Source organism: Methylosinus trichosporium OB3b (assembly GCF_002752655.1).
Classification (GTDB): Bacteria; Pseudomonadota; Alphaproteobacteria; order Rhizobiales; family Beijerinckiaceae; genus Methylosinus; species Methylosinus trichosporium.
Genome location: NZ_CP023737.1, coordinates 1,637,983 through 1,656,188, shown reverse-complemented (window position 1 = coordinate 1,656,188; position 18,206 = coordinate 1,637,983). Strand labels below are relative to the sequence as shown.

General features: G+C 61.5%; 14 protein-coding genes, 1 pseudogene and 1 CRISPR repeat array. Of the genes and pseudogenes, 7 read left to right on the top strand and 8 right to left on the bottom strand.

The genetic code is table 11. The features are described 5' to 3' along the window. Window positions 1–146: 146 nt before the first annotated feature. Window positions 147–428, bottom strand: coding sequence for a helix-turn-helix domain-containing protein (locus CQW49_RS08030; RefSeq protein ID WP_003615896.1), 282 nt, complete (start codon window positions 426–428; stop codon window positions 147–149). Further along, window positions 425–748, bottom strand: a complete 324-nt coding sequence (locus tag CQW49_RS08025; RefSeq protein WP_003615898.1) for a type II toxin-antitoxin system RelE/ParE family toxin — start codon at window positions 746–748, stop codon at window positions 425–427. Before CQW49_RS08025 ends, CQW49_RS08030 begins: the two co-directional genes overlap by 4 nt. A 331-nt stretch (window positions 749–1,079) precedes the next feature. Between CQW49_RS08025 and CQW49_RS08020 the strand changes: the two genes are divergently transcribed. Continuing rightward, complete coding sequence (locus tag CQW49_RS08020) at window positions 1,080–3,929, top strand: DEAD/DEAH box helicase (RefSeq protein WP_003615900.1); 2,850 nt, start codon at window positions 1,080–1,082, stop codon at window positions 3,927–3,929. Between the two features lie 49 nt (window positions 3,930–3,978). Here CQW49_RS08020 and CQW49_RS25520 read toward each other — a convergent pair. Continuing rightward, window positions 3,979–4,293 (bottom strand): annotated as a pseudogene (locus CQW49_RS25520) (IS3 family transposase); the annotation flags it as partial. Window positions 4,294–5,087: 794 nt separating this feature from the next. Here CQW49_RS25520 and CQW49_RS08015 point away from each other — a divergent pair. Together CQW49_RS08015 and CQW49_RS08005 are read left to right on the top strand one after the other, a co-directional pair. Next, complete coding sequence (locus CQW49_RS08015; RefSeq protein ID WP_003616184.1) at window positions 5,088–6,434, top strand: IS1380 family transposase; 1,347 nt, start codon at window positions 5,088–5,090, stop codon at window positions 6,432–6,434. Between the two features lie 189 nt (window positions 6,435–6,623). Next, a complete protein-coding gene (locus tag CQW49_RS08005) occupies window positions 6,624–7,334 on the top strand; it encodes a DUF6551 family protein (RefSeq protein WP_420845620.1) in 711 nt (236 codons plus the stop codon). A 257-nt stretch (window positions 7,335–7,591) separates the two neighbouring features. On the opposite strand, the gene CQW49_RS08000 is transcribed toward CQW49_RS08005, so the two are convergent. Then, the gene (locus CQW49_RS08000) at window positions 7,592–8,503 is read right to left on the bottom strand and encodes an IS1595 family transposase (RefSeq protein WP_003611033.1); all 912 of its coding nucleotides are present in this window, start codon (window positions 8,501–8,503) and stop codon (window positions 7,592–7,594) included. A 1,037-nt stretch (window positions 8,504–9,540) separates the two neighbouring features. Between CQW49_RS08000 and cas9 the strand changes: the two genes are divergently transcribed. From cas9 to cas2, 3 genes are read left to right on the top strand one after another with little or no spacing between them, the layout of a single operon-like run. After that, window positions 9,541–12,789: a type II CRISPR RNA-guided endonuclease Cas9 gene (cas9, locus tag CQW49_RS07995; protein ID WP_003611034.1), complete on the top strand. Its 3,249-nt coding sequence runs from the start codon at window positions 9,541–9,543 to the stop codon at window positions 12,787–12,789. After that, on the top strand, window positions 12,765–13,670 hold the full coding sequence (gene cas1, locus CQW49_RS07990; RefSeq protein ID WP_003611035.1) for a type II CRISPR-associated endonuclease Cas1: 906 nt from the start codon (window positions 12,765–12,767) through the stop codon (window positions 13,668–13,670). Before cas9 ends, cas1 begins: the two co-directional genes overlap by 25 nt. Further along, window positions 13,667–13,996 (top strand): CRISPR-associated endonuclease Cas2, encoded by a 330-nt coding sequence (cas2, locus tag CQW49_RS07985; RefSeq protein WP_003611036.1) that lies wholly within the window; start codon window positions 13,667–13,669, stop codon window positions 13,994–13,996. Before cas1 ends, cas2 begins: the two co-directional genes overlap by 4 nt. 58 nt (window positions 13,997–14,054) lie before the next feature. After that, a CRISPR array of direct repeats spans window positions 14,055–15,608; the repeat unit is 36 nt; unit sequence AGCCTACCACAGGGAAATCGGCAGGGAAGCCACGGC. Between the two features lie 48 nt (window positions 15,609–15,656). On the opposite strand, the gene CQW49_RS07980 is transcribed toward cas2, so the two are convergent. Continuing rightward, window positions 15,657–16,583, bottom strand: coding sequence for a S1/P1 nuclease (locus tag CQW49_RS07980; protein ID WP_003611038.1), 927 nt, complete (start codon window positions 16,581–16,583; stop codon window positions 15,657–15,659). A 161-nt stretch (window positions 16,584–16,744) separates the two neighbouring features. On the opposite strand from CQW49_RS07980, the gene CQW49_RS07975 reads away from it, so the two are divergent. Further along, on the top strand, window positions 16,745–16,999 hold the full coding sequence (locus CQW49_RS07975) for a hypothetical protein (protein ID WP_003611041.1): 255 nt from the start codon (window positions 16,745–16,747) through the stop codon (window positions 16,997–16,999). 92 nt (window positions 17,000–17,091) lie between these two features. On the opposite strand, the gene CQW49_RS07970 is transcribed toward CQW49_RS07975, so the two are convergent. The 3 genes from CQW49_RS07970 to CQW49_RS07960 all read right to left on the bottom strand — a co-directional run bounded on the left by CQW49_RS07970 (window position 17,092) and on the right by CQW49_RS07960 (window position 18,148). After that, entirely contained in the window at window positions 17,092–17,343 is a 252-nt protein-coding gene (locus tag CQW49_RS07970; RefSeq protein ID WP_040566510.1) for a hypothetical protein, read from the bottom strand. Window positions 17,344–17,629: 286 nt separating this feature from the next. Continuing rightward, window positions 17,630–17,833 (bottom strand): hypothetical protein, encoded by a 204-nt coding sequence (locus CQW49_RS07965; RefSeq protein ID WP_155931294.1) that lies wholly within the window; start codon window positions 17,831–17,833, stop codon window positions 17,630–17,632. 87 nt (window positions 17,834–17,920) lie between these two features. Then, window positions 17,921–18,148 carry a hypothetical protein gene (locus tag CQW49_RS07960; protein ID WP_003611045.1) on the bottom strand — a complete coding sequence of 76 codons (228 nt, stop codon included), beginning with the start codon at window positions 18,146–18,148 and terminating at the stop codon, window positions 17,921–17,923. Window positions 18,149–18,206: the final 58 nt, after the last annotated feature.

Sequence of the window (18,206 nt, the reverse complement as noted above, 5' to 3'; positions counted from 1 at the left end):
AGTTGTAGCGGAGGAACGATACCGACTTTCCCCACAACACCCAAATATACGCTATTGCCTCCGTTGCTGCGCTTGAACGCGCAGCCTCGATAGGGTGACCTTCGAAGGCGTCGATTGGAAATGGGCCGCTCCCGACTCGATAAGGGTCAAGCCGCAGAGAGGCGAACGTGAAACTTGCTCCCCGTCGCCTCGGCGAAGCGCAAAAGAGTCTTCGTGCTCGGCAACGTTTGCCCGCTCTCCAGCCGAGCAATCGCCGACTGGCTCGTGCCCATGCGTGTCGCCAATTCGGCCTGAGAGAGGCCGGCACGAAGGCGAGCTTTGACCAGCTCTGCGGAAATCTCGAATTCGGGAGCGAGCGCGTCGTATTCGGCCTTGACCGCGGGGTTGGTCATAAGGCGAGCTTTGATCTTTTCGAATGGAATCGTCATATCACCTCCTTTGCTCGACGTAACGCAAGCTCGATTTCGGCGCGTGGCGTTTTTTGGGTCTTCTTCACAAAGGCCCTGAGCACCACGACCTTGCGGCCGACCGTCGTGACGTAAAGCGCTCGGGCTATTCCGTCTCGGCCCGTTAGGCGTAATTCCCACAGTTTCCCTTCTAGGTGCTTTACGTGTGGCTCGCTCAGACTTTCGAGACCGGCCGAGTTTATGCGCTCGGCAAGCCGGAGAAACCGCGCCTGCATGTCCGCCGGAAGGGCGGCGATTTCCGCGACGACTGTCTCGTTCAGGATTTCGACGCGCCAAGCCATGATCGCTATTATCTCATTTTTGAGATGATGGAAAGATCCTTCGCAAAATGCGCGGAGAGCCGGAGGCTCCGGTTGGTTCCGTGAGCAGCTTCCCGGAAGCCAGCCAGGACCGGCGCGTCCACTCTGGGCCTAGATATCGGAAGCGTATGAGGCCGCCTGGCCAGCATCGGATCCACAGCCCGCAAACAAATCCTGTGTATCCGCGGGCGCAATCTATTGCGGAGGACATGCGAGGGGGACCATAGATGGACGAGATCGTAGACGGTCGACACAGCGGAGCGGTTATGCCCGAGCGTCGTGCGTTTTAGCAACCGAGTGACAGAGACTCGAAATGTCGAGACGGACGAAAGCCGAGAACCTTTCACCGCGCAAGGAGGCGGGCAAGGCCGCCCGAAAGAGGAAAGCCGCCGCCGTGCTCGAACGCAAACCCGCTCTCGGTTGGCGCACGAGCGACGAGGACGAGATCGATCTGCGGCGCTGGCGGGGCAGCACCGAAATCCTCGATGTCGTCGCGCACGATTCGAGCCAGGAATTTTTCGGTGATTTCCGGGTCCGCTCGACGAGTGGCGCCGATTACGAGGTGGAGATAAGAAGCCTCGACGGCCTCACGAATTCCTGCGGTTGCATCGACCACCGGGTCAACGCGCTCGGTACCTGCAAGCACATAGAAGGCGCGCTGGCGGCGCTCCGGCGTGGACGGGCGCGGGTTTTTCGCGCGGCGGCGGCGCAAGGCGGGCCGAGGATCGAGATATTTCTCGATCGTCGCGGCGAGGCGACGCCGGCCATCGCCTGGCCGACGACGGCGGAGGCGAAATCGCTGGCGAAGGCGCGCGAATGGCTGCGCCCATGGCTCGATGAAGACGGGACGTTCGCCGCATCGCCGCAGCGGATCGAGGAGCTGACGGCGGCTTTGGCGAAGGCGCAGCCCGCCATGCGCGCGACCATCCGAATCTCCCGCCATTTCGCTCCCTGGCTGGAGCGGGCGAGACGCCGGCGCGAACGTGTCGAAGCGGCCGCCGCCTTCTCCGCCGATGTTGCCGCTGGCCGCGCGACGCTCGACGTCCTGACCCATCCGCTATTGCCGTATCAGCGAGAGGGAGCGATGCATCTCGCCTTCGGCGAGCGCGTGCTACTCGCCGACGACATGGGGCTCGGCAAGACCATTCAGGCCATCGCCGGCTGCGAGCTGCTGGCGCGGCGCAAGGGCGTCGAGCGGGTGGTCGTCGTCTGCCCGGCGTCGCTGAAGGCGGAATGGGAAGAGCAGATTGCCTGCTTCAGCGCTCGCGCGACCGGGCTCGTGTTCGGACCGCGCGCCCAGCGCCTCGCGGCCTATCGCGCGCCGGCCTTCTTCACCATCGTCAATTACGAGCAGGTGCTGAGCGACGCCCCCGACATCAACGAGATATTGAAGCCGGACATCGTCGTGCTCGACGAGGCGCAGCGCATCAAGAACTGGCAGACGAAAACGGCGCGCCGCGTGAAGTCGCTCCGCTCCCCCTACGCCTTCGTTCTGACCGGCACGCCGATCGAGAACCGGATCGACGAGCTCTATTCGATCGTCCAATATCTCGATCCGGAGCTGCTCGGCCCGCTGTTCCGCTTCAACCGCGAATTCTACGAGCTCGACGAGCGCGGACGTCCGATAGAGTACAAAAATCTCGCCGCGCTGCGCGACCGCATCGCTTCGCTGATGCTGCGCCGGCGCAAGGCCGATGTCGAGAAGGAGCTGCCCGGCCGCACGGTCAAGACCTATTTCGTTCCCATGGCGGAGGAGCAGAAGCTTCGTTACGAGGATTACCGCGCGCCAGCGGCGCGTTTGATCGCCGAAGCGCAGCGGCGTCCGCTGCGGCAGGATGAGTTCGATCGACTGCAGCAATTGCTCGCCTGCATGCGCATGGTTTGCGACACGCCGGCGATTCTCGATCCGACCTGCCGCATCAGCCCCAAGCTTGAGGAGCTGGAGAAAATCCTCGCCGATCTTCTCGACGAGCCGGAACGGAAAGTCATCGTCTTCTCCGAATGGGAACGGATGCTGACGATGGTGCGTGAACTCGCCGGCGAGATGGGAGTCGAAGCGGCGTGGCACACGGGCTCGCTGCCGCAGGAACGCCGCCGCGCCGAGATCAACCGGTTCAAGCGCGATCCCGCCTGCCGGCTGTTCTTCTCCACCGACAGCGGCAGCGTCGGGCTCAATCTGCAGGTGGCGAGCGCCGTCGTGAACGTCGATCTGCCCTGGAATCCGGCCAAGCTCGAGCAGCGCATCGCCAGGGCCTGGCGCAAGAACCAGCCCCGCTCCGTGTCGGTCGTCAATCTCGTCACGGAAGGCAGCATCGAGCACAGCATTCTTCACCTCATCGGCCAGAAGCAGGCGCTCGCCGATGGCGTGCTCGACGGCGCCGGCGATATTTCGGCGCTGAAAATGCCGTCCGGGCGCGGCGCCTTCATCGAGCGGATGCAAGCGATGATGGGCGAGCCCGCGCGCGGCGGACCGCGGATGGCTTCGGCGCAGGACGCATTCGTCGGGGATCTCGTCGAACGTCTCGGTGAAAAGGCCTTGCTCGTCGAAGAGCGCCGCGGCGCCGATGGAAGGCCGCATCTGCTCGTCGTTCTCGACACGGATGACGAGGGATTGGCGGCCGAAGCCGCGCGCGCGGCGGAAGCCGACGCCTTCACCGCAGAATTCGTGGACGCGGCCGCATGGCGCGCCATGCGGCGCTTGGCCGCCGCGGGTCTGCTTCAATTCGCCTTCGAAGCGCGGGAGCTCCATCGAGCGCGCGGTCTGCCTGCGGAATCGCCCGTCGCCGCGAGCGCTGGGCCCCGAGAGGCCGAAGCCATGGCCGAGGCCGATCGCGCGCTGCGGATGGCGAAGACCTTGGCCGACGGAGGGTTTCCGGAGGAGGCGCCGGCGCTGCTCGCCAAATCGCTGCGCGCCATGGCGACGGCGTTGCTGGCGACGCGGGGAGAGGCGCCCGTCCACGGCCAGAGCGCTGCCGATAGCGACATCCGCCGCTTGGTCGATTGCGGGGCGCTGCCGTCGGAAGCCATGGCCCTTCTCGAAGAGATGCAATCGCTTTCGAGTGGCGCCGCGATCGACGGCGTGGCGCCGGCTCTCGCCGGGGCGGCGCGAATCCTCGCGGCGATCACGCGCAACGAACCGCGTCTGACCACGCAAACGGTGTAGTCGTAGCGGCGCGAACGTCGGATCGGGAGCAGGTTGCGCTAGTGAAATCGCGCAGCTCGGCGTCGGCCGAGCACCTCGACGAGTAGCGCGCCATCTTGCGGTCGATGGCGACGATCCGGCAGGCCCGATGTTCCGACACGCCCATCACGACCCGAAGGTGCGCGACGGCGTCGCGTTTGACGGCAGGCCCTACCACTTTTTGCCAAGAGTTGGCGAAGCGCCGCCGCGTCAAGCATCTGATCGGCCATGAGCTTCTTCAGACGTGCGTTTTCGGCCGTATCTGCCTCCGAACGTCAATGCCGTCGAACTTGGCCTTCCAATAGTAGAACGTCGTTTCCGAAACCACGTATTTGCGCGCCGTGTCCGTCCTGCATCCGCGGAGGCGTTTCTCAGGCTAATATACCAACGCTACAAATATAATGGGCACGAAATTCGTCTCCAAATCAGTGAGATCATTGCAGATATCCACAGCGCCGTTGGCGAGGCGGGAAGTCGGCTAGACCAGCGCCATTACAATGTTCCATTCACGTCTTGTCGGATCGATCGCGGATTCCTGACTGCGTAACAGTCGCCTACCGTAGGCATCTCGCGCGCCCTTGCTCGCGAGTTTTTAGGAGATCGACCATGACAATTCAGAAACGCATTTGCATGCCCAATGATGTACGCACTTGGGCTAACAATGGCGCCCCGATACCTGACTGGGTGCGTGCACACATGGCCGGTAAAGTCGCGTCTAACGGCACTTTCCTCATCTCTACGCCAGTTGGAACCGCCCGGGTTCATGTCGGCAATGTAGTGATCCAACATTGCGGCGAACTATCATCCCGAACTCCTGATGAGGTAATCGAATTCATAGAAGGGCTCAAAGCGGAAACTGCGTCCGTAGTGACCGCGATCGGACCCGGAAAGTCCGCCCAATTCGGAACCAGAACCAAATCTGGGAGAGGCAAGAAACGCGGCGTCGCGCGCAAAATCGCCTTTCGCCCAGCGATAGGCTCCATGCCGAGCATCGAATGGGTGCACACACTCGAGCTAACCCGTCTTATTCATGAAGGCGCTGTTGGAAGGGTGGCGAGCGTAGCATAGATCACTGAAACGGCGTAGGATTTGGTTGTTGACACCAACCCTTTCCCGCTGCACCGGCCTGCCACGCCCGCCATGACAGACGATACGTTCCCCGCCTTCTCGTTTCCAGCCGTCCAGGGCAAGAAAATCACAGCCGCTTTCGACGGCGGCCGCATCTCCTCGGACGGCGGCGTCATGCTGCTCGCCATGGCGGAGCGCCGGCTCGGCGTCGCCGAACGGCTGGCGCGCTGCTTTCCCGATCGCCGCGATCCTGCGCGCATCACCCACACGCTCGCCGATATGATCCGCGCCCGCATCTTCGCGATCGGCTGCGGCTATGAGGACGCCGACGATCTCGATTTTCTGCGCTCCGATCCGGCGTTCAAGCTCGCCTGCGGGCGCCTGCCCGACACGGGCCGCGATCTCGCTTCGCAGCCGACGCTGTCGCGGCTCGAGAACGCGCCGGCCCTGCGCGACGTGATCCGCCTGACCTATGCGCTCGTCGACCAATGGATGGCCTCCTACGAGAAGCCGCCATCTTCGGTCACACTCGACATCGACGACACCTGCGACATCGCGCATGGCCATCAGCAATTGTCGTTGTTCAACGCCCATTATGACGAGCGCTGCTTTCTGCCGATCCATGTCTATGACACCGAGCAGAGCCGTCCCGTCGTTATGATCCTGCGCCCGGGCAAGACGCCGTCCGGCGTCGAGGTGAGAGCGCATCTGCGCCGGCTCGTGCGGCATATCCGCAAGTCTTGGCCGACGACGGGCATCCTGTTTCGCGGCGACGGGCATTATGCGCGGCCCGAGGCGATGGCCTGGTGCGAGGATCACGGCGTCGATTACGTCTTCGGCCTTCCCGGAACCAAGCCGCTGTCCAAGAAGGTCGAGGAGACGGCGGACGCCGTCCGCGTCGAGCGCGCCCTCGACGACAAGGACGTCGTGCGAGGCTATGCCGAGACGCGTCACCGGGCCAAGTCCTGGGACAGAGAGCGCCGCGCGATCGCCCGCATCGAGGCGACGCGGCTCGGCCTCGACATTCGCTTCATCGTCACCAATCGCGCGCATGGCGCGCCGCAATGGCTCTATGAGAGTCTCTACTGCGCGCGCGGACAGGCGGAGAATCTCATCAAGCTGCACAAGACGCAGCTTTGCTCCGATCGAACCTCGTGTCGTTCGGCGCTCGCCAATCAGGTGCGCCTCGTCCTGCACACCGCCGCCTATTGGCTGATGCTCGGCGTGCGCGACGCGATCCCGCGCCCGCGCGACCTCGCCAAAGCCGAGTTCTCGACTCTGCGCCTGCGATTGCTGAAGATCGCCGCGCGCGTGATCGAGACCGCGAGCCGCGTGCGCCTCGCCTTCGCCGCCGCCTGCCCCGAGGCCGATCTCTTCTGCTCCATGCCGGCGGCGCTGCTCATGCCCGCAGGACCATGATCGACGGGGCGGCGCGCCCCCTCTCGTCTCTCCCATTCCTCCCAACGCGTTCCCGAAAGTGCGATCCTCGAAGCGGTGAAAAAGCCGAACGCCCCCGCGCGGCCCGCGAGCCGAACGGCCCGACGATGCAAAAAATCGGACCGTCACGAATAAGAGGGGCTAACCGTTGATCAATCCTATCAGCGCTCGATCGACAACGAAGGATCGCGGCGGCTGATTACCAGCATAGCAGCCAACTTCGATTGGCGGCTCTGCGCGCCGCTCGTCGTCTCGCGGCGTGCGGACAGTTCAAAAGTTATCATAGATGGGCAACATCGTTGGGCTGCGGCTGTTCGCCGTGGCGATCTGCCTCAGCTACCGTGCTGCCTTTTCACTTATGACAGCCCCGAGGACGAGGCCCGCATGTTCATCGTTGCGAACAGGGCGCGCAAACCGATGAATCGTTTAGACGACTTTCGTGCGGCGCCGGCTGTGGGCGATGAGGATGCATTGAGTATCTTGCGCTTGGTGACAGAGGCTAAGCTAAAGATCGCGCGGAACACTTCCTCAACGGCCTGGACACCAGGAGAGGTAGCCTTCACTTCATCCATTGCGATCGCGCTCAACCGGCACGGTGACGCGGTGGTCTCGGCCGCGTTGACATGCATGGCCGAGGCATTCGAGGGGCAACCCCTGACGCATGGCGCGTCGGTGTTTGGAGCCCTAATCCGGATCTTCGCTAATCCACCTGAGGGCTTCGACCCAGACACCCTCGTGCCCGCGTTGCGTAGGTTCAACATGGCGAGCTTGGGCGAAATCGTTCAGAATCAGAAAGGAGGGAACGCACGGACAACTGCCGTATACGCGGCTATTGTCGACAGCATTGGTGTCTTGATCGAGAACTCTGCGCAAAGAAGATAGACAAGGCGCCGTGTCCTGGCGTTGTCCGGGGCACGGCATTCACGAATGCGCCATGACGACGACGTCGCCGTTCGAGAACGTGGGAACGGAGGTATTTTTCTACCCATTCCTCGAACAGAGCGGCGTGATAATATATACCTTCACCACGACGAGCCCGCCAACAGCGGATGCCGGCCATCAAAGTGGCCGTCTTGCGATGGCCGTTCGGCACGGCGACGCACAGCCGTCGCCCGCGGCAACGACAACCGCCTTCCTGCTTACGCCTGAAAGTCCGCCAGCTTGAGGAGGCGGTAGGGCATCGGGGCTGTTGCTGTCGCGATGACGGCAAGGCGCGGGATCATGTTGGCGAGATCGTATCGCCGATTGAAGCGGTATTCGAATTCGGCGAGGTAGCGCGGGACATGTTTTTCCCCGACGGCTCGATAGGTTCCGACGATCGCCGCCTTGATATTGCCGAGGGCGGTGTTGACCCATTTGAAGGCTGGGGTTTTCGCGGCTTTTGCTCCCGACCCGGTGACGATCGCGCTGTGCGTGTCGGAGACGACAGCCGCGCCACTCTCGAGCGCGGCGCCGGCGAGCTTGCGCAACTCCGCCTTGCTGAACGCTTTCACGCGCCGCAGGATGATCTTGTGCGGCTTGTCGTCATCCGTCGTCTCGACGGCGGCGACGAAGGGCGTCTTGCCCTCGGCTCCGCGCCCCACGGCGCCCGAGCGTTCGCCGCCGAGATAGGCGTCGTCCATCTGGACCTTGCCCTTCAGCCGCTTCGTCGCGTTGCGCTCGAGCATGACCTGCGCCAGCTTGTGCTTCAACTTCCACGCGGCATTGTAGGTGATCCCGAGACGCCGCGACAATTCGAGGCCAGAGATTCCCTGCTTGGATTGCGTGAGGTGATACATCGCTTTGAACCACACGCGCAGCGGCAATTTGCTCGATGCGAAAATGGTCCCGGCGCGCACCGACGTTTGCTTTCGGCAGGCGTCGCACTGAAACAGCTTGCGCGCGCCGCGCGTCACCACGCAATGCGCCTTGCCACCGCAATCGGGGCATTCGAAGCCATCGGGCCAACGCCAGGCGACGAGCGCCGCGTGGCATTGCTCTTCGCTTCCATAGGCCGCCTCGAATGCACTTTCGCTGAGGCCTTTCTGAAATTGCACTTTGTTGCGCGCCATCGCCTCGTCCTCGCCAAATCAGTATGTTCCTTGTTTGTTCTAACCTCTAAAACTTGGCTGATCAACAGGCGTAAGCAGGACCGCCTTTGTTCATCAGATTGGCCGAGATCAGCGTGTCGGTCTACCAGCTGCTCAAGCCTGGGCCGGTCGTCCGGGCGCTGCGCTTTTGCAAACTCCGACGAAAGAGGTCTCCATCGGCGAACTCGCATTATTCTGCGAGCGCGTACGCCACAATAAGAAAAGTGGTAGCGGCTTGGTGGTGGAATCGGCGGCGCGCCATCTAGCAATATATTGATTATATTGCAATATTTATGAATTGGTAGCGGAGGCCCGCTATCTCGAAATCCCCCACGAAAAAACGTCGTTGTTTCCAGTGTGTTGGGCGTCATGATACGGGGGGTGCTGGGTAACAGTGGCCCGTGCAGGCGTATTAGGCTGAAGGCCATCTCGCGTTCTTCCATTATGCGCGGTTTTGCCTCCGCCCGTCCCTTCGTGTGGCACGAGATCGATATAATCCTTGAGCATACCCGGGAGAGCGGCCTCCGCGCCGCATCGCAATCTGAAGGCGATAACGGGCGCCGTGAACGCAAAAAGCCCGGCCGGCGTGACATGCCGACATTTTCCCTTCTCCATCAAAACTGTTCCGAAAAGTGATGCCATAAATTGAGATGGTCTTTGCAATGCCGGTAGATGGGCTTCCGGAACGTGAGGAGGCCGAGTCCGCGCCGCAAGGAGCCGTCTTTCCTGTTTTCTTGGCAGCCTGCAACCGAACCGTTGTGAGCGGCGATGCGGAAAGGGAGGGAGACGTGAAGAGGAGCTGCCGCAGTCGGTCAAGAAGCGCCCATCTGACCTCATGCTCTGCCACCAATAGGAATCCCCCCGCCACATTTCTGTGACGAGGGTAATCCTTCAGTGATTTCTATGAAACCACCTTGCCGTGGCTTCCCTTCCGATTTCCCATACTCATAGAAGCAGCTTGGCCTCAGCGCGTCAATCGGCTTTTATGGCGGAGCTGGTCTTTCGAAGGAACCAAATTTATGCGAGTCTTGGGGCTTGACGCTGGCATTGCCTCCCTCGGTTGGGCGTTAATCGAGATTGAAGAAAGCAATCGGGGAGAGCTTTCGCAAGGCACTATCATTGGCGCGGGCACTTGGATGTTCGACGCGCCGGAGGAAAAGACCCAGGCTGGAGCAAAGCTAAAGTCCGAACAGCGCCGCACCTTTCGGGGACAACGGCGCGTTGTTCGACGTCGACGCCAAAGGATGAACGAGGTCCGCCGAATTCTTCATAGTCATGGACTGCTGCCATCGTCCGACCGCGACGCGTTGAAACAGCCTGGATTAGACCCCTGGCGCATCAGAGCCGAGGCGCTCGACCGATTGCTGGGACCTGTCGAACTGGCCGTCGCGCTAGGACATATTGCACGCCATCGCGGCTTCAAATCGAATTCCAAGGGCGCAAAGACAAACGATCCCGCCGACGACACGTCGAAGATGAAGAGGGCCGTGAACGAAACGCGCGAAAAGCTTGCGCGGTTCGGTTCGGCCGCAAAAATGCTGGTCGAAGACGAAAGCTTCGTCCTAAGACAGACACCTACGAAGAATGGTGCCTCCGAGATCGTACGCCGCTTCCGAAATCGTGAGGGTGATTATTCGCGCTCGCTCTTGCGCGATGATCTTGCGGCCGAAATGCGGGCGCTTTTCACGGCGCAGGCGCGGTTTCAGTCTGCCATCGCGACAGCGGATCTCCAAACCGCCTTCACGAAGGCAGCCTTCTTCCAGCGGCCTTTGCAGGACAGTGAAAAGCTTGTTGGCCCCTGTCCATTCGAGGTAGACGAAAAGCGCGCGCCGAAACGCGGCTATTCCTTCGAACTATTTAGATTCCTATCGCGATTGAATCATGTGACGCTACGTGACGGCAAGCAAGAGCGGACGCTCACGCGGGATGAACTGGCATTAGCGGCGGCCGATTTCGGCGCCGCCGCGAAAGTTTCCTTCACCGCGCTACGCAAAAAGCTAAAGCTGCCGGAGACGACCGTCTTCGTGGGCGTCAAGGCCGACGAAGAAAGCAAGCTCGATGTCGTCGCGCGTTCGGGCAAGGCCGCTGAAGGAACCGCCAGACTACGGAGCGTAATCGTCGATGCGCTTGGCGAACTCGCCTGGGGGGCGCTCCTCTGCTCGCCCGAAAAGCTTGACAAGATCGCCGAAGTCATCTCCTTCCGCAGCGATATCGGCCGCATAAGCGAGGGCCTCGCACAGGCGGGCTGCAACGCGCCGCTCGTCGACGCGCTCACGGCGGCGGCCTCCGACGGCCGGTTCGATCCCTTCACCGGCGCCGGCCACATTTCCTCGAAGGCCGCGCGCAATATTCTCTCGGGCCTGCGGCAAGGCATGACTTATGACAAGGCTTGCTGCGCGGCGGACTACGACCACACCGCGAGCCGCGAGCGCGGAGCCTTCGATGTCGGAGGTCATGGCCGGGAAGCGCTGAAGCGAATACTTCAGGAAGAGCGCATCTCCCGTGAACTCGTCGGCAGCCCCACAGCACGCAAGGCCCTCATCGAGTCTATAAAACAGGTCAAGGCTATCGTCGAGAGATACGGCGTGCCCGATCGTATCCATGTCGAACTCGCGCGCGACGTCGGCAAGTCCATCGAAGAGCGCGAGGAGATCACGCGCGGCATCGAGAAGCGAAACAGACAGAAGGACAAGCTGCGCGGGCTATTCGAAAAGGAAGTCGGCCGGCCGCCGCAGGACGGAGCGCGTGGCAAGGAAGAGTTGCTGCGCTTCGAGCTTTGGAGCGAGCAGATGGGGAGATGTCTCTACACGGACGACTATATCAGCCCGTCGCAACTCGTCGCGACAGACGATGCGGTGCAGGTCGATCATATTCTGCCTTGGAGTCGCTTCGCCGATGATTCGTACGCGAACAAGACGCTCTGCATGGCGAAGGCCAATCAGGACAAGAAAGGCCGCACGCCCTACGAATGGTTCAAGGCCGAAAAAACCGACACAGAATGGGATGCTTTCATCGTGCGCGTAGAAGCCCTGGCTGACATGAAGGGCTTCAAGAAGCGCAATTACAAGCTCAGAAATGCAGAAGAGGCGGCGGCGAAGTTTCGCAACCGCAATCTGAACGACACGCGTTGGGCTTGTCGCCTTCTCGCCGAGGCGCTGAAGCAGCTCTATCCGAAAGGCGAGAAAGACAAAGACGGCAAGGAGCGCCGCCGCGTTTTCAGCCGGCCCGGCGCGCTTACCGACCGGCTCCGTCGCGCATGGGGCCTGCAATGGATGAAGAAAAGCACGAAGGGCGACCGCATTCCCGATGACCGGCATCACGCGCTAGACGCCATTGTAATCGCGGCGACGACAGAATCCCTATTGCAGCGCGCGACGAGGGAAGTGCAGGAGATCGAGGACAAAGGTCTCCACTACGATCTCGTGAAAAATGTTACGCCGCCATGGCCGGGCTTTCGCGAACAGGCGGTTGAGGCCGTGGAGAAAGTCTTCGTAGCGCGTGCGGAGCGGCGCCGTGCGCGCGGTAAGGCGCATGACGCCACCATTCGCCATATCGCTGTGCGCGAGGGTGAGCAGAGGGTCTATGAGCGCAGGAAAGTCGCCGAACTTAAACTGGCCGATCTCGATCGGGTGAAAGACGCAGAGCGCAATGCACGGTTGATCGAGAAACTGCGTAACTGGATCGAGGCGGGAAGCCCCAAGGATGATCCTCCGCTCTCGCCAAAAGGCGATCCAATTTTTAAAGTGCGGCTGGTCACCAAGAGCAAAGTCAATATCGCTCTTGATACCGGCAATCCCAAGAGGCCCGGGACTGTCGACCGGGGTGAGATGGCGCGGGTGGACGTGTTCCGCAAAGCGAGCAAGAAAGGTAAATACGAATATTACCTCGTTCCAATCTACCCGCATGATATTGCTACAATGAAGACGCCGCCTATACGGGCGGTGCAAGCATACAAACCGGAGGACGAATGGCCGGAGATGGACAGTTCCTACGAGTTCTGCTGGTCACTCGTGCCAATGACTTATTTGCAAGTTATTTCAAGCAAGGGAGAAATTTTCGAGGGGTATTATCGTGGAATGAATCGGTCAGTTGGAGCAATTCAGCTCTCCGCTCATAGCAATAGCTCGGACGTTGTGCAGGGAATCGGGGCGAGAACCCTAACCGAATTCAAGAAGTTCAATGTCGACAGATTCGGGCGCAAGCACGAAGTCGAGCGAGAGTTGCGCACATGGCGTGGTGAAACATGGCGTGGAAAGGCTTACATCTGAGCCGACCGGCGCGGCTCAACTTCAGCGATAACCAGATCGTCGTCGCGCAGGACGACGGAGAGGCGCGTCTTCCGCTGGAAGACGTTGCTTATATCATCCTTGACGCGCCGCATGCGACGCTCACGTCGACGCTTATCTCTGCTTGCATGGAGGCGGGCGTCGTCATTGTTTCGGTCGATGCGCGCCATACGCCCAACGGTCTCGCGCTGCCATTTCATTCGCACCACCGGCAGGCTGGCGTCGCGGCGAAGCAGGTCTTGCTGAGCGAACCTTTCAAGAAGCGTTGCTGGCAGGGTGTCGTCGTCGCCAAGATAGACAATCAGGCGGCGCATCTCGAAAGTCTCGGCAGAAACGCTGAGGCGCTGCGGGCCATGGCGAAGCTCGTCGGCTCCGGCGATCCTGACAATGTTGAGGCGCGTGCCGCGCGTGACTATTGGCGCGCGCTTTACAAGGATTTTACGCGCGACGACGCCTGCGATCTGCGCAATAAGATGATGAATTACGGCTATGCAGTGGTGCGCGCCTGCGTGGCGCGCGCGCTCGTTGCCTACGGCTTGCTGCCCGCGCTCGGCCTGCACCATGTGAGCGTGACAAACGCCTTCAACCTTGCCGATGATATTCTTGAGCCCTTCCGTCCCTTTGTGGACGCGATTGCAGTCGCACGCGCGGAGAAACGCAAGAAAACGGACGATCTTACAATCGACGATCGCCGTGCCATGGCAGGAGCTCTGCACGTAAACGCACGCGTTGGAAAAGAAATCGTAAGTCTTCTCGTCGCGAGCGAGAAGGCCGCAGAAGGCCTCGTTCAGGCAATGGAGAGTGGAAGCGCGGCGATTCTAAAACTCCCGTTCTTCGTCACGCCGAAGGGGAGTTCCCCATGAAAGCCGAGGAGGTGCGTTATATGTGGCTCTTCGTTTTCTTCGATCTACCGGTCAAGACGAAAGTCGAACGGCGCAATGCTACGCGTTTTCGAAATTTTCTCAAGGACGATGGCTTTTTAATGCTGCAACTGTCAGTCTACGCGCGCGTGATGCGCGGGGAAGAAGCTGTGGAAAAGCATCTCGTTAGGGTCACTAAGAACCTCCCGCCGAAAGGCAGCGTACGCACATTAAGCGTCACCGAGCGGCAATACGCGCGCATGAAACTCCTGATCGGCGAATCGCCGAAAAATGAAAAGATAGCACCGCAACAACTGGTATTATTGTGATTTTAGTCCCGGCAAGAGAACGAAAATCACAGATTTTTCATTTCGTTACGTCAAAGCGAGCCTACCACAGGGAAATCGGCAGGGAAGCCACGGCCATTCGTCGGGAGCTGGTTTCATTCGATTAAGCCTACCACAGGGAAATCGGCAGGGAAGCCACGGCTCATGTGATGCTCACGCGTTGGCGGTGACGAGCCTACCACAGGGAAATCGGCAGGGAAGCCACGGCCGATCGAGCCGGCGGCGAAGGCCGTGGCGAAGCCTACCACAGGGAAATCGGCAGGGAAGCCACGGCCGCAGACGCCGCCGCGAACGAGCTGCTGTAAGCCTACCACAGGGAAATCGGCAGGGAAGCCACGGCTGGGAAATTGAGCTGATCGAAGAACTCGACAGCCTACCACAGGGAAATCGGCAGGGAAGCCACGGCGCGCGCCTCTGGGTGCGTCACGATCCATGCAGCCTACCACAGGGAAATCGGCAGGGAAGCCACGGCCGCTGGCGCGAACTGGCACGAGCAAGATAGAGCCTACCACAGGGAAATCGGCAGGGAAGCCACGGCCCGAATTGCAAATGACCTGAGAAAGCAGCCAGCCTACCACAGGGAAATCGGCAGGGAAGCCACGGCCCGCGCCCTCTCACACTCGCGCGCGCCGAGAGCCTACCACAGGGAAATCGGCAGGGAAGCCACGGCTAAGGAAAGCGGGACGCAGCGCCGCTTGCAAGCCTACCACAGGGAAATCGGCAGGGAAGCCACGGCGCGCCGTGCCTAAGCGCGCCGGCGGCACGCAGCCTACCACAGGGAAATCGGCAGGGAAGCCACGGCCGGTCCCGCCGACTTGTCGAGCCCGCCAGAAGCCTACCACAGGGAAATCGGCAGGGAAGCCACGGCACGCCGGCGCCGGTGCCGTCATGTCGTAAAAGCCTACCACAGGGAAATCGGCAGGGAAGCCACGGCGCGATGTGGTCGCGAATATGCGTGCGGATCAGCCTACCACAGGGAAATCGGCAGGGAAGCCACGGCCCATCGTCTCCATGATCAGCGTGCGCCGCCAGCCTACCACAGGGAAATCGGCAGGGAAGCCACGGCGTCGTTCTTCCCCGATGCGCAGACGGTCGGAGCCTACCACAGGGAAATCGGCAGGGAAGCCACGGCTCATCATCCTCTCACTTCCGGGCGAACCCAAGCCTACCACAGGGAAATCGGCAGGGAAGCCACGGCCCTCGGATGCGCGAATGCGGCTCATCTATGAGCCTACCACAGGGAAATCGGCAGGGAAGCCACGGCGCGATGCCGCGCGTGATCGAGCTCGGCGAAAGCCTACCACAGGGAAATCGGCAGGGAAGCCACGGCTTTGTCGTAGCTCATGCGCAGCATAGGGCCAGCCTACCACAGGGAAATCGGCAGGGAAGCCACGGCTCGGGCGAAACTATTGGAAGCGGGAGCCGGAGCCTACCACAGGGAAATCGGCAGGGAAGCCACGGCGCGTCCGATCCGATCGGCGTCGTCGCCGCGAGCCTACCACAGGGAAATCGGCAGGGAAGCCACGGCTGTTCTGCTGGGCGACGGCGCCGATGCTGCAGCCTACCACAGGGAAATCGGCAGGGAAGCCACCGCAGCAATGTCGTTCGCGAGCCTACCACAGAAATCGGCAGGGAAGTTAGCTTACCGAAGCGCCCTGTCGAGCAGTTGCGAAAGCCTCGCCCCCGCAAGCGCCACCTGCTGTTCCGCGACCCTCTTCGCATCCGCCTGATAGGCGTCCGTGAGCGCGAAAGGCCCCGCGCCATCTCCGATTGGCCCGGCATAGACGAACTGCTCCGCAAGCCGCTCGCTCTCTTTCACCCAGGTCGCGGGATCGTCGACCGCCGCCGCCGTCGCATCGGGCGAGGGCAGGGTGGCCGCGAGCGCCTCGGCGTCCGACGGGCTTCCCCGATCGCCGAGCAGCCCGTCCCAATAGGCGTGCAGCTTCGCGCCGCAGGTGAAGGCGAGGCAGACGGTTTCCGTGTTGCCGCCTCGATCGCCGTTGGGCAGGCCCCGGGAAAAGCGCGAGGTCGCGTGCAGCGGCTGGTGGACGTCGCCCACCAGATGCAGCAGCCACACGAGATCGTAGGATTTCACGTCGTCGCTGGCGTCCGAGGCGAGTGTGCGCCGAAACGCTTCGATCTGCGTCAACGCATTCGGCGCCTGAGGCGGTTCGCCGGGCGTGCCGTCGGGCGAGTACGGGAGGTCGACATAGTGCCAATAGTCGTGCGCGAGATGGTCGGCGTAACCGATGTTCGCAACGGCGTCGGCGCCATCCTGAGCGATCGAGCTGCGCCGATAGTCGCGGCTTCTCTTGATGTCGTCCGCCCAGGTCGCCGCGTGGACGAAGGCGGCGCGGTCCTGCTCTTCGGGCGGAACGCCGCGCGTCCAATTGTCGAATTTCGGGTTGAGCCGCAGCAGCGCCGCAGCGCGGGCGCGCGCCGCGGGCGTGAGGCGCTCATAGGCGACCGCGGCGACGGTCATGTGGCCCATATCCCACCACGCGCGGGCGGTGGGCGTCGACAGCGCGAGGAATGTGACGGCGACGGCGGCTTCAAGCAATTTCCTCATTGTGATCACCTCATCAAAAAAATCGTTCCCGAAAGAGCCGGCCCTCGATGAGGCGGATCGACAACAGCCGGATGACAGCCTGGGCCTCGCCAGCCCGGCGGCGCTCTTCCCTTCCTCTCCTTCTTAGCGTAAGAACAAAAAAAGAACAACGGAGCCCTGCAATGGCGCGCCCAACCTCCCGGTCCGACGCCTTCGTCGACAAGCCGCGCCTCCTCGAGGAGCTGCGGCGGTGTCGCGAGGCCCTTATTCGAGAGCAGGCCAGGATGCGCGTCGGCGGGCCGCTCTATTATTCCGCGCAGACTGTCACCGCCGCGATAGACGCGCTGGCGTTGATGCTCACCGGGACGCACAATTATTTCTCGACGCCTTTGGCCTCGAGTTGGCCCGCAAAAGCGCCGGAAGATGATCGTCCATGAACGCGGGAGAGGGCTCGAGCCACATTTCGCCGGAAGCGCCGTCGGCCTCCCAAGGGCGAATCGCAACGGTGCGAAAGTTCGACAGCGAGCGTTCAATAATGGCGATAGCGGCGATATCTACGCCAACCATGACGGCGCGGCGCGGTGGCCGCACCGATGATGGCGCCGCCTGCAGCCCCGACTGCCGCGCCGGCCAGCGTCGGGCCGAGCAAGCCTCCCGACGCCAGAGCGCCAATTCCGGCGCCGCCGACGCCGCCGATGATGGCGCCGCCTGTCGCGCGTTGTCCGGGGGTATAGCAGCCGCCAAGAGGCAGCGCCGCGGCGAGCGCGACCACGAGAATCATTTTCCGTGGGAGCCGTTCATTTGCGAGAGCAGTCATCCCAACAACCTTCCTGTCTTTGAACCGTCGCTGCGCAACGTCGCGCATCGGCTTCGCGTCTTCTGTCGGCCTCGACGCGAAACGTCGGATCGAAATGCGCCGATTGAGTGGAGCCCAAGGTCGAAGATGTCGCCTCGAAGGGCTATTTTTCGCGCCTGTGACAAATCCGCGACACTCCCTCATTGCGTGACAACAAAAAGCCCCGCCGGACGAGCCAGCGGGGCGCATATGGAATCATCTGGTTGTAGTCTCAGTGTCTACCACGCTCGTCAGCACGCTTCTGTTCGGCTTCGAGCAAAGATGCTTTCGCCAGTCGTAAGAAGTATTCTGTCATATTGTCCATTTTGCGCGTCTCATCGATTAATGAATCGATCACTATGATGATTTTGCAAAACTGATCGATATTCGCTATCGGTTTTTCCTGTTGCGGCTGCCGCAATTTTCGAGTCGCCATGATTCCCTCCGTCATCAGGAGACGTACGGAGACGCCGCTACAGCTGGGCTGCAAGCAAGCGTAAAAATCGACTCGTCACAAAAATCCCTAATGGGCGTGACCGCGAAGCCAATCGGAAAGCCGCGCCTCGATCCAGTCGCTGTGCCCTGGATAGCGAATTTTCAGGTCGGCGACGACCGTCCGGACGCCCTCGAGCGCCGTGTCCCATGACGCGTCGCCCTGCACGAGCAGCTTGTCGGTCTGCTGGAATGTCTGTTCCAGCAGATCCACCAGTATTTGATCGACCTGCATGTCGATGCACCGTTGCGCCGACATGGCGCTGCCGGAAACATCCGAGACACATGCTGAGATTTGCTTAAATCGATCACTCGAA